The sequence below is a fragment of the Clostridium nitrophenolicum genome, assembly GCF_055391695.1.
Window position 1 is genome coordinate 4,776,866 of record NZ_AP042469.1, and the last position, 17,995, is coordinate 4,794,860.

General features: G+C 29.0%; 11 protein-coding genes. 1 reads left to right on the top strand and 10 read right to left on the bottom strand.

Going from position 1 to position 17,995, the window contains the following annotated elements; all coding sequences use genetic code 11:
- Positions 1 to 1,188: 1,188 nt before the first annotated feature.
- The 8 genes from cas6 to ACZ5N4_RS22670 form a co-directional block, all read right to left on the bottom strand.
- Complete coding sequence (cas6, locus tag ACZ5N4_RS22635; RefSeq protein WP_464204742.1) at positions 1,189 to 1,965, bottom strand: CRISPR-associated endoribonuclease Cas6; 777 nt, start codon at positions 1,963 to 1,965, stop codon at positions 1,189 to 1,191.
- A 1-nt stretch (position 1,966) separates the two neighbouring features.
- Positions 1,967 to 3,181 (bottom strand): hypothetical protein, encoded by a 1,215-nt coding sequence (locus ACZ5N4_RS22640; RefSeq protein ID WP_464204743.1) that lies wholly within the window; start codon positions 3,179 to 3,181, stop codon positions 1,967 to 1,969.
- Positions 3,168 to 4,109 carry a hypothetical protein gene (locus tag ACZ5N4_RS22645; protein ID WP_464204744.1) on the bottom strand — a complete coding sequence of 314 codons (942 nt, stop codon included), beginning with the start codon at positions 4,107 to 4,109 and terminating at the stop codon, positions 3,168 to 3,170. The genes ACZ5N4_RS22640 and ACZ5N4_RS22645 overlap by 14 nt, the downstream gene beginning before the upstream one ends.
- Positions 4,110 to 4,113: 4 nt before the next feature.
- On the bottom strand, positions 4,114 to 4,818 hold the full coding sequence (csm3, locus tag ACZ5N4_RS22650) for a type III-A CRISPR-associated RAMP protein Csm3 (protein ID WP_464204745.1): 705 nt from the start codon (positions 4,816 to 4,818) through the stop codon (positions 4,114 to 4,116).
- Entirely contained in the window at positions 4,818 to 5,381 is a 564-nt protein-coding gene (gene csm2, locus ACZ5N4_RS22655; RefSeq protein ID WP_464204746.1) for a type III-A CRISPR-associated protein Csm2, read from the bottom strand. The genes csm3 and csm2 overlap by 1 nt, the downstream gene beginning before the upstream one ends.
- On the bottom strand, positions 5,374 to 7,935 hold the full coding sequence (gene cas10 / locus ACZ5N4_RS22660) for a type III-A CRISPR-associated protein Cas10/Csm1 (protein WP_464204747.1): 2,562 nt from the start codon (positions 7,933 to 7,935) through the stop codon (positions 5,374 to 5,376). The genes csm2 and cas10 overlap by 8 nt, the downstream gene beginning before the upstream one ends.
- 404 nt (positions 7,936 to 8,339) lie before the next feature.
- Positions 8,340 to 8,522, bottom strand: coding sequence for a hypothetical protein (locus tag ACZ5N4_RS22665; protein ID WP_464204748.1), 183 nt, complete (start codon positions 8,520 to 8,522; stop codon positions 8,340 to 8,342).
- 1,425 nt (positions 8,523 to 9,947) lie between these two features.
- Positions 9,948 to 10,352, bottom strand: a complete 405-nt coding sequence (locus ACZ5N4_RS22670; RefSeq protein WP_464204749.1) for a hypothetical protein — start codon at positions 10,350 to 10,352, stop codon at positions 9,948 to 9,950.
- 243 nt (positions 10,353 to 10,595) lie between these two features.
- Here ACZ5N4_RS22670 and ACZ5N4_RS22675 point away from each other — a divergent pair, with 243 nt between their 5' ends.
- Positions 10,596 to 10,961, top strand: coding sequence for a helix-turn-helix domain-containing protein (locus tag ACZ5N4_RS22675; protein ID WP_464204750.1), 366 nt, complete (start codon positions 10,596 to 10,598; stop codon positions 10,959 to 10,961).
- Between the two features lie 83 nt (positions 10,962 to 11,044).
- Here the strand turns inward: ACZ5N4_RS22675 and ACZ5N4_RS22680 are convergent, their stop codons facing one another.
- The gene (locus ACZ5N4_RS22680) at positions 11,045 to 11,197 is read right to left on the bottom strand and encodes a hypothetical protein (protein WP_464204751.1); all 153 of its coding nucleotides are present in this window, start codon (positions 11,195 to 11,197) and stop codon (positions 11,045 to 11,047) included.
- A gap of 638 nt (positions 11,198 to 11,835) precedes the next feature.
- Positions 11,836 to 16,596 carry a hypothetical protein gene (locus tag ACZ5N4_RS22685; RefSeq protein WP_464204752.1) on the bottom strand — a complete coding sequence of 1,587 codons (4,761 nt, stop codon included), beginning with the start codon at positions 16,594 to 16,596 and terminating at the stop codon, positions 11,836 to 11,838.
- Between the last annotated feature and the right edge of the window lie 1,399 nt (positions 16,597 to 17,995).

Below are 17,995 nucleotides of genomic sequence, written 5' to 3' on the forward strand. Positions count from 1 at the left end.
ATAGGAACTATAAACAAAATAGAAAACTTACAATTGATGCATCATATAGTGAGTTTTTCTTCCTCATAGGAACAATATAAACGAATAAGCAGGATTGATGATAAAACTTACGCTTGTTTATCTCACTTCCTCATAGGAGCTATATAACGCTAGTCTTTGGGAAGCACATTGTAAATTCAATGGAGTCTTTCTTCCTCATAGGAACTATATAAACATATGACCGATGAGGTTAATCTTATTAATTTAAAAGTATTTCACTTCCTCATAAGAACAATATAAACGTTAGCAAGAAACAAAGTAACACAAGAATATCAATAATTTTACTTCCTTATAGGAACTATAAAACTAACTGATGAGCGCTATGAGTTTTTGGAAGTAAGCTCATTTTTCTTCCTCATAGGAACTGTATAAACTGATTTTTTAAATATAAAATATATAAGCACATTTATATTTCACTTCCTTATAGGAACAATATAAACTGTACATAGGTGGCTTATCTAAACTAACATTGACCAAATTTCACTTCCTTATAGGAACAATCTAAACAAAGACAGTATATGCAAAGGTAGTAGACACATTTCTATTTCACTTCCTTATAGGAACAATCTAAACAAGTGTAACATGGATGCGTGATATAGTTGCTAAAACATTTCGCTTCCTTAATAGGAACAATATAAACTTCAATGGATTGGTAATTACATTTTAAAATATTGTGAATTTCACTTCCTTATAGGAACAATATAAACGCTTAAATGGCATAGCAGATATACAGGACACTAAAAAATTTCACTTCCTTATAGGAACAATATAAACAAAAATAAAAGATATTGTTACGAGATTTCTCAAATTGAATTTCACTTCCTTATAGGAACAATATAAACAGGTATATGTCCTATATGCTATAAACCTTTAGATAAAATTTCACTTCCTTATAGGAACAATATAAACGTTTAATAACCCACTTGCAAGACTAAAACAATCGAAATTTCACTTCCTTATAGGAACAATATAAACCCATTTTTTTAACCTTGCTAAAGCCAGTATCTATCTTACTTTTAGCATATTTCAATTGTATGTAAATTACTATGTTTTGCAGCAAACCGCCAGTAGTGTATTTAAAAACTATATTTTAATATTAATAAATATTGTAAATTCAACTTATTACATAGACTTTATAAAAAATTAGGTTTACTGCAAAATATTATTTGCAAATATTTTCTTGTAATTTTTCATATTATTATGATCAATAAATGTCTCAATACATCCAAATCCTTGAGAATTTTTACTACCTAATCCACAGCTATAGGCAAGTTCTACTATTTTGGTATCTCCCTCTATTATAAATCCACCTAAATATCCTTCATATATCCAATTTTTATATTTATCTATTTTCTTTCTTATATTGTTTTCATCTAATATTTCTATGTTTAAAACTCCTTTATATTCTTCATTATAAAATGAAATATATTTTGCTATTATATTATTTTTTATACTGCTTAAGAATTCCTTGTCTTTAGGACTATAGAACTCTGTTCTTGATTCTCTTGTTGGTTTTACAACAACAACTGGTGATACAGTTAATACTACAGCTCTTTCTCTATTCAATTGTTTTTTTGAATAAACCTCGTTTACTTTTAATATTCCTTCTTTAAATTTCAAACACTTATGCTCAATAAATCCACTTATTATTTTAAATATAAACTCTTCATCTATGCTTGAAATTATAAGTTCTACCTTACCACTTTGTATGGTTATTTTGTTATTTTTTATAATTTTATTTTGTATTTCAAGTTTAGAAAAATTAAATAATTTAAATATCTTATTTTTATATTTATATCCCAAATCATGGAGCTTAGAAGCATATTCACTATCTAATATATTATAAATAGACTTTTGAATTATATGATTGTATGCAATAGGTAATGTTATATCCTCTTCTGCTGACATACATACTTTAATCCTCATGTTAAATCTCCTCTACCCTCACCTTTACCCATCCAAATGGTAAATTTGTTTGTTGCATATATTTTAAGGTATATGGTAAAAGCTTGTCTTTATCATTTATATTGTCATAACATAATAAAGTTTTACTTATAGCCCCACTATATCCTAATTTACAAACAAATTGATTATCCTTTTTATTTTCTTCTCTTAAACATTTATAAAATCCTTTAAGATTCTCAGAATACATAGGTATTGTGTAATATTGTTCTTCTAAATCTATTACTTTAAAATAAAATTGTTTTAATGACTCTATAGCTATCTCTATAGGAGTTTTATCTTTGTACATTAAAGATATTGTAGCTAAATTATTTTTTTCATTTTCTATGTTTTTATATGATATTTTTCCTTCAAAGAAACTACCTCTTTGTGCCATTTCATAATATTGTGGAATTACTTCTTTTTCACTATTTCTATTCCATCCATATATTTTTTCTATTACAAAATCAGCTTTATTCTCTTTACAATCTGAAAAAGTAACATTTCTAAAAATTATATCACTGGCCTTATCTCTAATATTCTTTTTTAAATAATTATCTTCTATATCTTTAACATCATTATAATTTGTAATTTGCTTTTTATTAAATTTTATATTGTATCTGTAATTTATTAATTTTCCTTTTGGAAATCCTTTTATTAATTTCTTTTTTTCTTTTTCTTCGTATTTTACATAATAATAATTTGAATAATCTTTATCATTTATTGTATTTACTCCATATAAATTAAGTCTCTTATTTCTTTTGTATTTATAATTAACTGATTTGACATTAAAAAGTTCAAATCCATGTCTAAATAATCCTTTTATTGTACTTCCTGCAATTATTTTTATTTCAGATATTTCATTTTCTGAAACTTCTTTTACGCTTCCAAATTTATAAATATCAGTTTTATTATCATATCTTGTTAATAATTTCAAGCTTTTTAAATGTTTCTTTAACTTATCTGATATAAAATTTTTTTCACAAATATTATTATATACATACTCCAGCTCTGAGTCGTCTAATATTCCTTTTTCTCTTAATCCAAGAATATCATTAAAATTTATAAAATAAACTTTTCCATCTTCTATTATATATTCATCACTAGAATAATAGCTTGTATCATTACTCCCTGTACATAAACCTGAAATTGCTTCTATAGTTATCCTATATTCTTTTAAAGCAACATCAATTTTTTTCATTATAATCACCTTCTTTAAACTTTACAGGGAATATACAAGTATATGTCTTAATTTCTTCATTAGGATTACTTACTATATATGCTTTACATTCTTCTGCATTATTAACAATACTTCCACATTCTATATAGTAGTAACAAGGCTTTATTTTTTCAGGTGTTCTTGAATCATATCTTTTTACATTATAATCTTTAAATTCATACGTTTTTAAAATGGTATCCGTAATAATTGTTGATGCTATATTAAAATATTGTGCTTTTTCATCATGAGTTTTTAATAATTCCACATCATTAGCTTTAACAAATATACGATCATTATATCTTGTAAACTTTATAACTCCATTACCAATAGTAGTATCTGTTCCAATTCCTACTTTTTCAATTATTTTAAAAACCAATTCCATAAGCTCTATAACATATCTATCATTAGTTGATACATATATACTAAAAATACTTTTACTATTGTATTTAAATTCATTATGTAAAAAAAGTGCTTTATCGATAGTAGTTCCATTAAATCTACTTATACTGTTTCTTAGCCTTGGTGAAGGTATCCCACTCTCAAGTTCTAATTTTTTTACTGCCTTTTTATATTCTCTAAACTCCTCACGTTTTTGAAATAAATTTTGTATAAAATCATTTCTATCTTTAGGTTTTATATTTATTATTTGTCTTTTAGACTTGCCATAAAAATCTTCACCTAAAATTAAAGCTCTTTTTTCTTCTTTAACCTGTGATATTTTAAATGGTAAATCCTCTTTTAATATCATATCGCTAATTAATGTATTTGAATCTATTAATCTTTGTATTTCTTTGTTAGCTTTCTCTTCACTAAATATATCAAAATAAATTTTAGATATATTTCCAAATATAACAGGAGATATAAGTCTACCTTTAAGATTGTTAACAGTAAAATCTGCTCTACTAATCATTCTTTTACTGCTCCTCTGAATACTTATTTTCTAGTTTTCTTAATTCTTTTATAATATCTAAACATTCCTGTTCTTCACAATCCTTAAATTCAACTTTACCATACCCCCTAGTGCCGGAACTACCTATATAATTATGTTTAAGAAGTTCAAATGCCATATTAATATAATTCTTTAGATCTTCTTTATTATCCCCTTCAAAAATTTTTAATTGTATCTCTATATTAAACTCAACACCTGCCGGTATTCTTTCAAAAGTTCTTGGCTTCGCTTCTGCTGTCATTCTATTTATAGTGTTTTCCTTTTTAACCTCAACCATTGAAGGATTCAATTTTCTCAATATCAATTTACTTTTATCTGTTAACTCTGCATCTCTAAAAATTAATCTTGAAGGCTCTCTAGTTGCTTTATTTTTATTACCATCGTCAGGATGTACTCCAAAGAGTTTACAAACTAGACAACTTCCACATGTGCAAATACCACCTTTTTCATCACTGACCCCTTTAACAATTTCAAGGATACTTCTTAGTGATCCTTTTAAACTTGATCCCGGTATATAAGGTTCTTTAGTTATAGGATTCCTTACAATAGGGTTGTCCACTCCTCCTATATTTAATTCTTCATTACTTCCACCTATTTTAGTTCCACTTTTAAGCATCATTAATTTTCTTATTGTTATAATGTTAATTAACTTTAACTTATTCATACTCATTAATTGCCACTTCCTTTTTCAAGATATCCATACATACATTCAAAAACTTTTAAAAATGCTTCAAATTCCTTAGCTTCGTTTATAACAGTTATTGATTGCTCAAAAAATCTTTGTAAGTGCTCATATGCCCTTCTTTCTGAGTTTGCATTTTTATTTAGTCCTTCTATCTTTCTGCTAATCAAATAATGAATTTTTCCTTTCATAAGCTTAATTATAGGTTTAATTTCATTAAAAACCTCTTCTTTTTGTTTATCCATTTTAATTTCAAGTTCGTCAACAGACTCATCTTCTTCAAATGTATTTATATTAATTTTATTTATATACTTTTGATTAAGCTGCATTTCAATATCTTTAAATGCATTATAAATATTTCTAACACTTGTCCTTGTTACTTGTTTTCCAAAACTTTTAGCTGCTTTTTCTATCTTATCAATAATACCTATATTTATTTTATTTTCATAATAAAATGAGTTTTCTTCTTTTAATATTTGTATAATATCATCTAAATTTTGATTTTTGTATTCTTCATATCCTTTTTTATTATTATTTTCAAATTTACTCATTGCTATTAATCCTTTCCCTAGACTTTCTTATGGCAAATTCTATTATTGCCTTTTCTCTAGCATATTTATATTCTTCCTTATGTTTTTGTTTATCTTTAATAATTATAGATTCTAATATCTGTAACACTTCTTTTTTTATTTCACTGTTTTTCTTTATATCTTCATCAAACTTTTTCTCTTTTATATCACTATTTATCAAATAATTATATATAGCATAGGCTCTCATTTTTTCTATATCATTATTGCTTGAAATCATTTCAATAAGTTCATTCATTTTGAATAATAGTGACCTATTGATAATATTTTTTCTCAATTTGTCATTTACTAAATCATTGCTAATATTTGAAACCTCTTCAAGATCTTTAAAAGTTAATATATTTCCATTTAAATTAACACAATTTTTACCCAAATCTTTCCCACTCTCAAGAAGATTCCCTACTTCTTTAACAACTAAATTAAATGGTCTTTGAGAGCTATGAAATAATATTCCTGATGTAATTGTTATATTGTCATTCTCTTCATTTTTATCAGCACCAATTATCTTTTTCATTTCTTCTTTTATACTTAATACTGCCTCAACAACTTTCTCCCAATTCCCTGTTATCATTATGTCATCTCCACCTGCATAAAGTACCATTACCGAATCTTTATACTTCTCTTCTAATACTCTCCTCAAATACATAGAGAAAAATAAATTAAAAAATGAAGAGGTATTTGCAAGTCTTGAAATAGAAAAATTATATACCTCATCCATGATCTTCCTAGGATATACATGATAAAGTAAAAATTGAAAATCATCTACATCTACCTTAGCTGTTGCAATTATAGTATCATTTTCACTCATGTGTGAAAAACAATCCAAACTAGCTAACTGAGTATGATCTTGTTCATTATTTTTCAGTGGACCATCACATATATCTTTTCCATAACATCTCTCGCATTTATCATAAGTCTTTTTAATATATGTTTTTCCTATATCATAAACATCAATAATTGGATACTTTTCTTTAATTCTTTCTGCTTCATCATAACTAAAACAAATTATAGGTGTACCTTCTTTTATTTCATTTTTAGTAAACTTATTAGGATCTTTAATATCATCTAAATTTACATTATTATAATCTATGTAAAAATTTTGAATATCATTAAGCTTAGAAACCTCTATCCATGTATTCTCTAAACTACATGTTGAACATTTCTCTTTATTATCATATTTAGCATAGTTTATTCCACAGTTTTTACACTTAGCATATTCTTTAGAATCATCATATATTAAATTTTCACTTGTTCTATTATATTTTTTCTCATAAAGATTCATTGAAACAATTTTAAACCCTTTTTCATATCCTGTTCTATCATCCTCATCAATCTTGAATGCTATTTTTTCAATCTCATATTCTAAATAAATTTTATTATTAAATATGTTTCCTAGTTGTTTTTTTATATCATCCATTATTTTTATTGACTTATTTTTTATAATATCTTCATCTGGGATAAGTATAGTAAATGTTCCTCCTCCACAGAACAATATGTTAAATGTATATAATCCTATTTTTTTTACTAATATGTTTGGAATTAATATATTGATTAATGAAATAATAAACGATCTTGTAAAGATTCTTTGCATTGGTTTTCCTATGTTAGAGTTTATACCGTCATATATATAATTTTGTATATTATATATTCGTCCATGAACTATTAAATATTCTCCACAATTATTTTTTAAGTGATCTTCTTTATAAACTGAAACTGCTGTTGCAGCTGTAGTTTGAATATGATTATATAATGAAATATCTTTTATATGTTCCCATTTACTTGAACAAATTAACGAAGTATACTTTTTGAATAAAAAGTTCCACGAGTTTATACAATCCTCAAACGTACAATTTCTAAATGTTTTTAAATAATTAATCTCTTTTTCAAAAAGATTTAAATTCTCTTTTATTTTTTCGGGCATCCTTTTTGAAAAAACTTCTAATTCTATATTATTATTTTTAAAATTATCTAAAGAATTTGGCTCAAAGTAAACATATTTTTTGTATTTTATTTTACTACTCTGTTCACTTAATATATTATTTAATGTACAAAATGAACCTATCAATGGACTGTATTCACTTTGAGCATTTTTTATTTCTAATTCCTTTTTAGTTTTTTGACTATCTTCATCTCTAAAAATCTTTCTTTCACTACAAGAGTCTAAGTCCCCTGTAATAATTTTTTCTATAATTTTATATTCTATTTTATCTTCTTTATTTTTCAAATCATCTAGCATATTTTTTATTTCGTTTAATTGGTTAAGTCTTGTTTTATCTTTTGTTTTGCTTATTGTTTTATTTAACTCAGCTTTATGATGAAGAGCTGCTATTCCAGCTATTAAATCAATTTGTTCATCACTTATACATTTAAAACCTTTGAAATATTTTCTTATATATTTATATGAAAGCTCCCAATGTTTATTTTTTTCTATCTTTGTTCTTCTAATAAATTTTCCCAGATCATGAAGCAATGCCGCAGCAGCTGTTACGTTTCTATAATATTTATTTTTGTTATTCAAAATTTCACCACTTTCTTTCAAGCTATATATATCTATATTTTGAATATAAAGGTATATATTATATATGTTAACTTATACAAAAGTAAATTGGAATATTTAATATATTTTTATACTTTATTTATGTAAAATATCAAACTATTTTTATAATGGTATTCTTCTATAATTTCACCAAATTAATAGTTACTATCTTCTTCATTTTAAAAAATTATAGTGCATTAGTGAAGCTACGGACAAGCTTTAACTCTTCCTCTCCTCAGAATAAAAGCTAGTCCATAGCCTCTAAATATAATGGGCTGCTCTGCCCCAAACCCAGGCAGCAAAACTCTGCGGGTCTTATAATAAGCTCCCTCTGGTCGCAAGGAAACTTTGTACAAGCTATTATTTTTCTCTCCACTCGCTGCAGCTCAATAAGCTTCTGGTATTCCTTTAGAGCCAAAAGCTGCACTCCTTACGTTCAAAAAAATAGCTAGTCCAAAGTAAAAGAATAGTGAGTTTCTCACCTCTCCAAGAATTTCTCCACACATATTTTGCTTATTTATTTTTACCCCTAAGATATAGGCATCATTATGATATTCTGTAATAATCATACTGCTACTACATATATAATAGCTGCTTAACATCTCCATATTTTTTATGTTTATAGTTGAAAGTTCCTATCTAATCTAAATCCAGCACTTTTTTGGTCCTCGTCAGCTTGACATAATAATCCTGTAAATTCCTAAAAACAGCAAGCCTCCTGCGGATAAAGTGCTTCTGTATTAAATCTAAAAAAGTGCCTGTTTGCATAAAACTCCGTGGTATTCCTCTTGGGTCCCATTTCTACGCTCAAAGTTTATGTTATTAATAAAATTTTCCCAAACGTCCACCGCAGCCCTTTAGGGTGGACAACCCCAGGGGAGTCCACTTTGTTCAAGCCCTTATCAGGGCATGAACAAAGCTGCTAGAAATTACTATATTAACCTCATTTCAAAGTTCATCACTACATAAACCGCATCCTTTTTTAATGTCAATGAAGCAAGACTACGAAGAATGAACACTTTGACATTAAAAATTTTGTACTGTGTCTACTTTATATGATGGGGTGATAGGAAGAACTTAAAATACTGCACCTATCCCCATAGTTTACAATTATACAGCACAAAATCAGTCTGCTGCTCAGGCAGCTTCCACAGTTTAAGAAGGGCTCCAGGAAGGTACTTGGCAAGTTTTTATTTTTACAGCTTTATTCCAAATTTAAAAGGCTCTTAAGTAATAATAGAATTAAAGCTTCTATTATTACTCAAAAACCTCCAGTGCCTTTTTTCTAAAATACTCCGCTAAACTATATTTCTTTTCATATACAGCCTTTTCTACCTTCAAGTATGTTTCAAGCTCCATATCAATCTGAATAATAATCATCTACTGATTTTTGTATATATACCATAAACAGTGCATGGAGATGAAACACCTATAACAAGACTTACAGATAAAAAAATTGCAGTTATAATTTTCTTCATAATTCTCACCTCTACAAATAAATTTTCAAGTAATATTCCTCTAATTAGCAAGAATATTACTTGAAACCACTTTTAGCATAAATAATATTATCTATATTGGACTATTCTGCAACAGTTACACTATAAAATTAAACGTGGAGAATAAGATCCTTTTCAAGTTTTAGAATCTCTTTTAGATTCAATGTCAAAAGCTGATCACAGCGAAGATGAAGACGAAGAAGAAGCGTCTAAAAAGAAAAAAAAAGACCTACTAATGATGGTGAAACACCTAAAAAAAGAAAAGACCTGTAGATTAACGGATACGATCTCAAGAGGACAACCTTGAGATCGTGTATTTTTTATTATATAGGAATTTTCTATTTTTTGACCTAAAAAAATGCCCAAGAGGGCTTGAAGAAACTTATATCAAGTTCAGGATGACAATTCACCTTCACAAGTGTTACTGTCACCCTAACTCATGAGTTTGCTATTGCCACCAGTTTCAAGATCTGTTACTCATGATATTCTGCTTAAATATTATCTTATTATCCTCATTATCGGATTTATAAATCCAATTCTATATGTTATATCTCCATATCTATACTCGCTTTTCTTAACCAAAACACTATTTTCCCTAATGTAGTCGTGTATTTTTTTTATATCACTTGGATCGTACTGATATTTTTCACTAATATGCGCTCCCATACCTCCATTGGATGTATTAGTCCATTCTGTCATTGTAATTCCTGATGGCTCTAGTCCTAAATCCTTGGCAACTTCATTTATTAACCTTTTATTTGGATTATTATTAGTTTTATTATAAATTCCAGCTGCTTTTGCAATGTCTTCTGGAAGAATACCCTCTCCATATTGATATACCTCACACGTTTGTTCTAAATTGTAGTTCTCTCTTTCTATAATTTCCTTGTATTTTTTTCTCATTTCTATACCTCCATATAATTTTTATAAATAGTTACTAAACTTATCTTGTAAACTTATTAGAATTAGCATTTCTACCCTTATACTTCTTAGAATATCGATAATCTTTTTATTTTATTGTATATCTTAAAATAATATATGTCAACATATATATTTTAAGATATTGTATTTGTAAATACGCATTTACAAATATGCATTTACAAATTTGCTATGTTCATATAAAATATTGAAAAAGGAGATGATTTTTTGAAAATACATTTAAAAGAAATATTAGATTCTAAGAACATAAGTGTATACTCATTATCTAAAGAAATAGGTATAGCCCCTAATAATCTTAGCAAAATAGTTAAAGGTGAAACTTCATCTATTCGTTATGATATATTAGAAAACATATGCAATTCATTAAATATAACACCTAATGATATATTTGAAATTGAAAAATCCAATACTTCTTCAGCGTATCAGGCTTGGATGATAAGATTTAAATCAGATAATAAACTTTTCAATCAAATGAAAACTATTGCAACTCAATACAATCCTAATATAGAATTTATGAATTCAGATGAGCAACTAAAATTTGTAATTAATTTTATGCTTAATGAGGAATTTTGATTATAGTATTTGAAACCGCTTAGTATGTTTTTTTCTAATTAAATTCTATTTACGATCTGACTGTCTGAAATAAATGCAGAAAATTAGAAAGTCTGAGCAGAGATGAGGGTTTTCTCATTCATCGCTTTCCAGACTTGACTAAACTTTATTATAACTAAATATTTAGATGTTAAAAATTTAACTCTTTCATAAAACACCATACATTTTTTTACATCTCTAACTTCCATTATGTTCATAATAATAGCCTCCTGTATTTAACTTCAATTAGATTGTATATGTGTGATATTAAGTTGGATTTAAAATGATCTTAAGTTTAGCTATACGACTTAAGCTAAAACTATTCACTTTCAATCACCATCATAAGAAAAAGATAGCAAAACTTTATCACAAAGTTTTTACTATCTTGTTATAGTTATCCTAATTCTATTTTTTGTTATTGGTAACGAACTATACCTCATAAGTGAGGTATATCGAAATAATATCTAACACAAATTTTTCTTTTTCCACTTTTTATGTATACGGTTTATCATACCTTGCTTAATACTATGTTAAATATTTAAACAGTTGTCTCTAGCCAAACCAGCTATTCATTATATGGATAATGGGAAATTTGTAACTTTAGATATTATCTATACCCAATACTCATTTCATGCAGTTTAAACGTTCTTATGTTTCCACTTACAGGATGCCTTGAGTAGACAAAAATGATGTCGTTAAAACTCACTAGTTCCTTGGCAGAAGGGGAATTTCATTTTAGATAACCTTAATATAATTGTCCCACTAAGTGTAACCTATCCAAACATTCAATCGAAGATAAGGGTGTAACAATAATACACCAATTTTAAAAATAATTTTCATAACAATATCCATAAACTTATTCACCAAAAATCAATTCACTTGTGGTATGACAATATGGTTCATATCCAATTTCACTTACTAGCTTATTAAAAATCTCTTTCGATACAAGGAGTTGACTTCCTCTTAATACTGGAGTTCTTTCCTGTTCACCAGTCAAGTGTTTATACGTACACCAGTTTTGATACTTAAGAACGCATTTCCCCTCTGAATCCGTTCCAACTAACCCTTTATCAGTACTTGTCATTGTTATTTCCAATAAGCTAAGAACTTCGAAAGTAAGTGCTAAATAATCATATCGATAATATGTCATAAATGGGTTATATTCTATACTCGCATCCGTAAAAACAACGGTCTTTTTACCCTTAAGACCCATTGGATTACATATATGTTTAGGATATATATGACCAAGAACAGAACCTCTATAGGAATCATGATATAAAGGCAGCCTTTTACTTTTACTGAAACCCACAGCAGAATAGGTCTGGTAGATCTTGCAGTTATCACCAATATGTTTAGATCTCCATAAATCTTCCGCATACATATATTCTCGTTCAATATATGCTAACCTAATCCAGTCTTCTTCATCTACACTAGACACGCTATCCTTTACATCCGTCGGGTGTGGAATTTCATTAGGCCTTGCTATTGCTGAATTACTAATTGCATTTAGTAGTAATACATCTTCTCTAATACTGTGGTAAAAATATTCTTTGTCTTCAAGACTTCTCAATCTTGCAAAAACATTCCCAACTTCTTCTCCCCAACATAAATAATTTTCAACAGCATTCCCAATGGCCTTTAGGTAATCACTATGGATCTGGATATTATCTATCAACAAACTAGATACGTTGTCCATATACGTGTTAGATAAAATTCTCATATTACTTTCAGTATGAATTTCACTGAAAAATCCCAGAATATAATCATCAACCGATACGCCCCTACTTTCAAGCAACTTATATCTTTGATCTAAATTTTTAAACTCTCGAAGAATATAATCATTAAATGCTTGATCAGTATTCTGAACCTTTGGTTTTACTCTTTCCTCGATATCTCCACCCAACAAGAACTTTAATAAGAATTCATCATCTTCATATACATTGATGCAAATGTAATCATCAAGATCTATTAATTGATATTTCTCTCTTTCCTTATAAGAGTACATATCTTCAACCAATTGAATCAACATAACAATGCTCAAACTAATGTACTTAAAATGATTCGTCAAAACCCGCTTAAATGGTCTTATAAACATTGCCCTCTCTGCATCTTGTGTAAGCAGTGTTTCGAGAGAAGCAAAAACTGACTTATGAATATCTGCTGTTCCATAACGCAATCTCGCTAATAACACATGATACAACAACTCTTTAATACAGTATTCTTCAAATTCTCTTTCAATTTTCTCCCATTCAATCTCTACTCTGCAACTCAATCGTAAATTAATAACGTCATAAACTAAGTCCCACAATGCTAGAACTTCCTCTCGCCAATCATCAAGGTCAGATAGCATTTTTATTATGTTATCCGATAGCTCGTTAATCCCTTCAAAAGGCTTATACATACTCCCAAAATAATCAAAGTATGAATCAATAGTCACCTTTTCATCTAGATCAAAAGCCTTCGTGAAAAACTCATAACCACCATATTTATGGTACCAACCGTCCTTTTGAGTAAGATAGATTCGTAGATTGAGATACGCCTTTACACCATCTATAATTTCATCCATTTCCCCAAGACAGATTACTCTCTCTTGAATATTAGAATACTTTCTAGATACAGGACTTTCAAAAGCAAAATCAACAAGTTGATTAATAACAAACATAACATCTTGCGACACTTCTTCGTTATTTACCAGATATGTCTTTACAATACTGTTTACCTCTTCAGAATATCCATATGATTTCATAAAGCCTAAGACTTCATATATATTTTTCTCATCTACACCTTTATCACTAAACGTTTCTGTGATTTGGGCGTGATTATCTTCATCATTAGACGATGTCACTGGATACTCTTTAGATTCAATCAAATTACAATCAATATCATATTTTTCGCATAAATTTGTTACAGTTTCTATAAACCGTTCTTCAACTTCATATGCGTCATCGCTAAATTTAAATTTGCTTATCAGATCAACAACTGAAGTTCTTGCCAAGAGCACCTCTTCTTCCTTTTCTATCACTGCAATATTATTAAGGTAAGCTTGTATAAAATCACTGCTACTTTTATCGGGCATAGTCTTAAGCAGTGCGTTCCCAATTCTTGAGTAACTTGGCGTCAGCCAATTAGTAAGTATTGTCTCTAGTGTATTCTCACATAGCCAAGATCGTTTATAAATTTCCGAATCTACAATGAATTTCTTCAATGCCAGTTCTGGCTCATATTTACACAACAATTGTGACCACTCATTCTCATAATCACTTGTTTCTTTTCCATCAGTTTGTCTTACTACCGCAACGGACATTGCACCTAATCGCTTTATGCACTTTCTGCCTTTTTCAGAATCTATGCCATAAATATCTTCAACTGTATCCATTAACCTGCTAAGTGTTCGATCTCTACGTTGGCCATATGACATTATCATTCTTATAGCATTGCGAAATTCATGGATTCCCTGTTGTTCATTTCTATTCTTATACAAGAAAATGGACTTCTGCATATAATAATCGGCTAAATCCATATGTGTTCTTCTTGTCTTCTGCTCTTCAGTCACATCACCAAAATGCTTTAACACAAAATCATAGTTTTCATTATTAGATATCTCTGTAACCAGTTCAAATAACCTATCAGTCGTTAGTGGCCCCATCATTGCATTTTGAAAAGTTACCATTGTATCACTTGAAGATTCAACAATTATACTAAGGATTTTCTCCCATTCAGTCTTGCATAAAATGATACTTCTTAATGGTTTCTGGATAGTATCATAAATTTCTTGTCTTAGACCATATAAGTCCATGGTGCGTATACCATGATTTGCTACCGCTGTTACCCGGTTTAGATTCGAATAAAGTTCTATTAATTTATCTCCCTTGATTTCGCTTTCTTCTTCAAGCACACTGGCTTGAAATACAAAGATAATCCAATTGTGAAACCAACTTAAATCAGCGATTTCTTCAACCAGTGCATCTACATCACTAGAATATGCTTCATAAATCTTCGTAGCATTTGCAACTAAGTATTTAACTTTCCTTTCTGTATCACCATAAATACTATCAGCGGTTTTGACTGTATTGAGAATATCTTTTACATATTCTTCATTTAACCTCCCTTTGTCAGTCCCCTCTATCAACCCACGCCATTGTTCCATTAATTCCATATCTGTAAGAAGTGAGATGAGTTCATCTAATCTGCCTCTATGGGCATACTCATCCAGTACAATTTTCATGTATTCTATATATTCACTATCAGTTGCATAACGAACTACACCATTTTGGTTTCTATCCATATCAATCGCTGCAGCTGTCAAATATTTCAGTTGTTCTTTTCGTTCATCCGCATTGAGGTTTTTGTGAGATTTATTCTTCTCTAGCAATCCATTTATATATTTTTCCCACGGTGGAGTAACAAAGTTGCGTGAGCAGGAGTAACAAACTCTCAATCCTTCCTTCAAATGCATGCTCGCTTTTCCTTCGTAGATAAGCATTTTACTTAACCATTGAAATCCATGTATTTGTCCAATGCACATTGAGAACTTTTCCTCGTATATCTCATAATAGAATTCTGCATTTAACACTATATTGGATAACTCCGAAAGCACCACCAATTTTGAAAATGACTTTTTCTTAGTCGCCGCTTTCACTAAATAATCCGAATTTTTCTTTATTACATCAAATCCATAACCTCTAAAGAAACTTTCACTAATAAACTCCACATTAGCATATTCCAATAGCCTATCATACTGGCTTGATTCGTATAACAGCCTGAATAAATTGTTGAACGCCTTAATATTGCTATATAAACCAATACTCTCAAGCCACATGATAAGGTCTTTATATATATTGTCATAAATTGAGAGCCCATTCCCATCAAGCAATTCTAGTATATATCGTCGGAAACTTTCATGGTAAATTATGAATCCACCATTTACAGCACTTTCTTTAAGTATGCTGCGTAGTATCTTTATCCTCTTTTCAACATAATTGCCTAAACCAGTTATAGCCTTTAGTTCTCCAATACTCAAATAGAAAGATGCTCCAGATAATACATATACTACTTTATGATCTTCATCAATCTGTTCTAACAAATAGTCGTAGTAACCCTTTAAATCATCATTATAGTCTGGAATTGAAGCAAGCGTATCCACCCATGAATCTAGAAAACTGGACTTTGAAAGTTCATTGACCAAATAAGTAACGTACAGAGGATTACCATTGCTCTTATTAAACAAATAACTACTTAATGATACTTCATCTGCTTCTTCATACATACCAATACATCTAATTTCAAGGTACCTACCAATTGTATTTGTATCCCAGTTTTCAATTTCAATGAGTTTATAGTTTTGCTCACATAATTCTAATACTTCTGAAACCGGTTGTGATACAACGACAATTTTCACGTTTTTAGGAACATTAATCCTCTTGATTATCTCTATGATATCAGTCTTATTTGCCCCGATGGTAGATTCATGAGTTGACTTGATCCTCTCGATGTGATCAAGTCCGTCTATTATTAAGACAATCTCTTTATCAATATGATCAATTAGTGATTGAAGTTCGCTTTCGTCAACACCAAACCTCGATGCCTTTATATCCTTTAAATGCGGACAGACGAGCATAATATCGTTAATCAGATTTGCCAGAAATATATTAGAAGTGATTCTGCCTGTGTAAAATATATCATCCAAACTTGTATAGCAATAGTGCCTAGCAAATAGAACATTTTGTGATTTAAGGTACTTGATAAAATTAGTAACAAACCACGATTTCCCCGATCCTGGCTCACCAATTAATATAGTCTTGTTGTTCTTGCAGATGTTTGAGTAGAACTCTCCAAATGCATTTTCGTCATAGATATTGCTACTTGAATCAACAGGAAATAGTTGCTCTATGTTTCCATAGCCAACAACTAAACCCAAAGCATTAACTACCTGATCCGTTTTTAGTGTTCTCTGGTTAGCCCTTGCATTCTTAACTATATTCATCAACTTCAGAAGAACACCCTCTGGAGATATTTCATGGTTCGGATAAATTCCTACTCCAAAGTCCTTTAGACACTCGACTGCAATCCTTTCCATTTCACCTTTATTTACTATATCTAAACTTGCTTTTGGTAGGCATAGCTCTACTTTCAAATCTTGTAGAAATTCTTTAAAATTATCTCTAGATATGTTTGCCACATTATTTCTTAATCGTCTCCAAGAACTTATGGGCTTTTCTTCGCCCATAACCCAAATTTTATCTATATTAATCCTGTATTGTTTCACATTTGGTGATGTAAAATCATTGCTGGTTCCTACCTCTTGAAAAAAATCAATATCATCATTATAATCCCATGCAAGGAGTATTTTTATTGATACCTCTCTATCGCAATCCAGCTTTTCCCACGAATTGTATAGTACATCTAGTGCAAGGTCATAATCTATAGATGAAAAATCACTTTTTGCTACCGTTTTATCATCACTATACTTTATCTGTCGTTTGACAATCTCATTATTATTAATCACGGTAAGATCATCGAATTTATCATCATCATATTCCTTGATGTCAACCTTGAACTCTGAAGAATTGCCTTTGAGAAGGTCATTAATAATAAAATATGAAGTTAGTAAATCTTGATATTCATACCCCTTATGTGCATCTGATAATCCCATATGATCTCCTCCCCTTTATATTTTCATCTACATTTTTTCTATGTACATATTATCTGCATCAGGATGTTTCAATTTCAGCCGATCTTCATATTTATATCTAACTGAAGAATGATAAAATATGTATTTGCTTTCAGCATTTGCATTATCTATTGGAACTTATTTTATACTTTAGTTGAATTGCATTCTCAAATTCTTTTTTCATTAATCTGTTACTCATTATTTATCCCTCTATACTTCTTAAAGGTATTCATAATTATTAAAGTCTTGGGTCTCTATGAACTTCCCATTATAGACATAATCTACTTCTCCTAAATTATATTAAATACGACAAAATTTTTCTCATTTAATTATACCATATTAAACC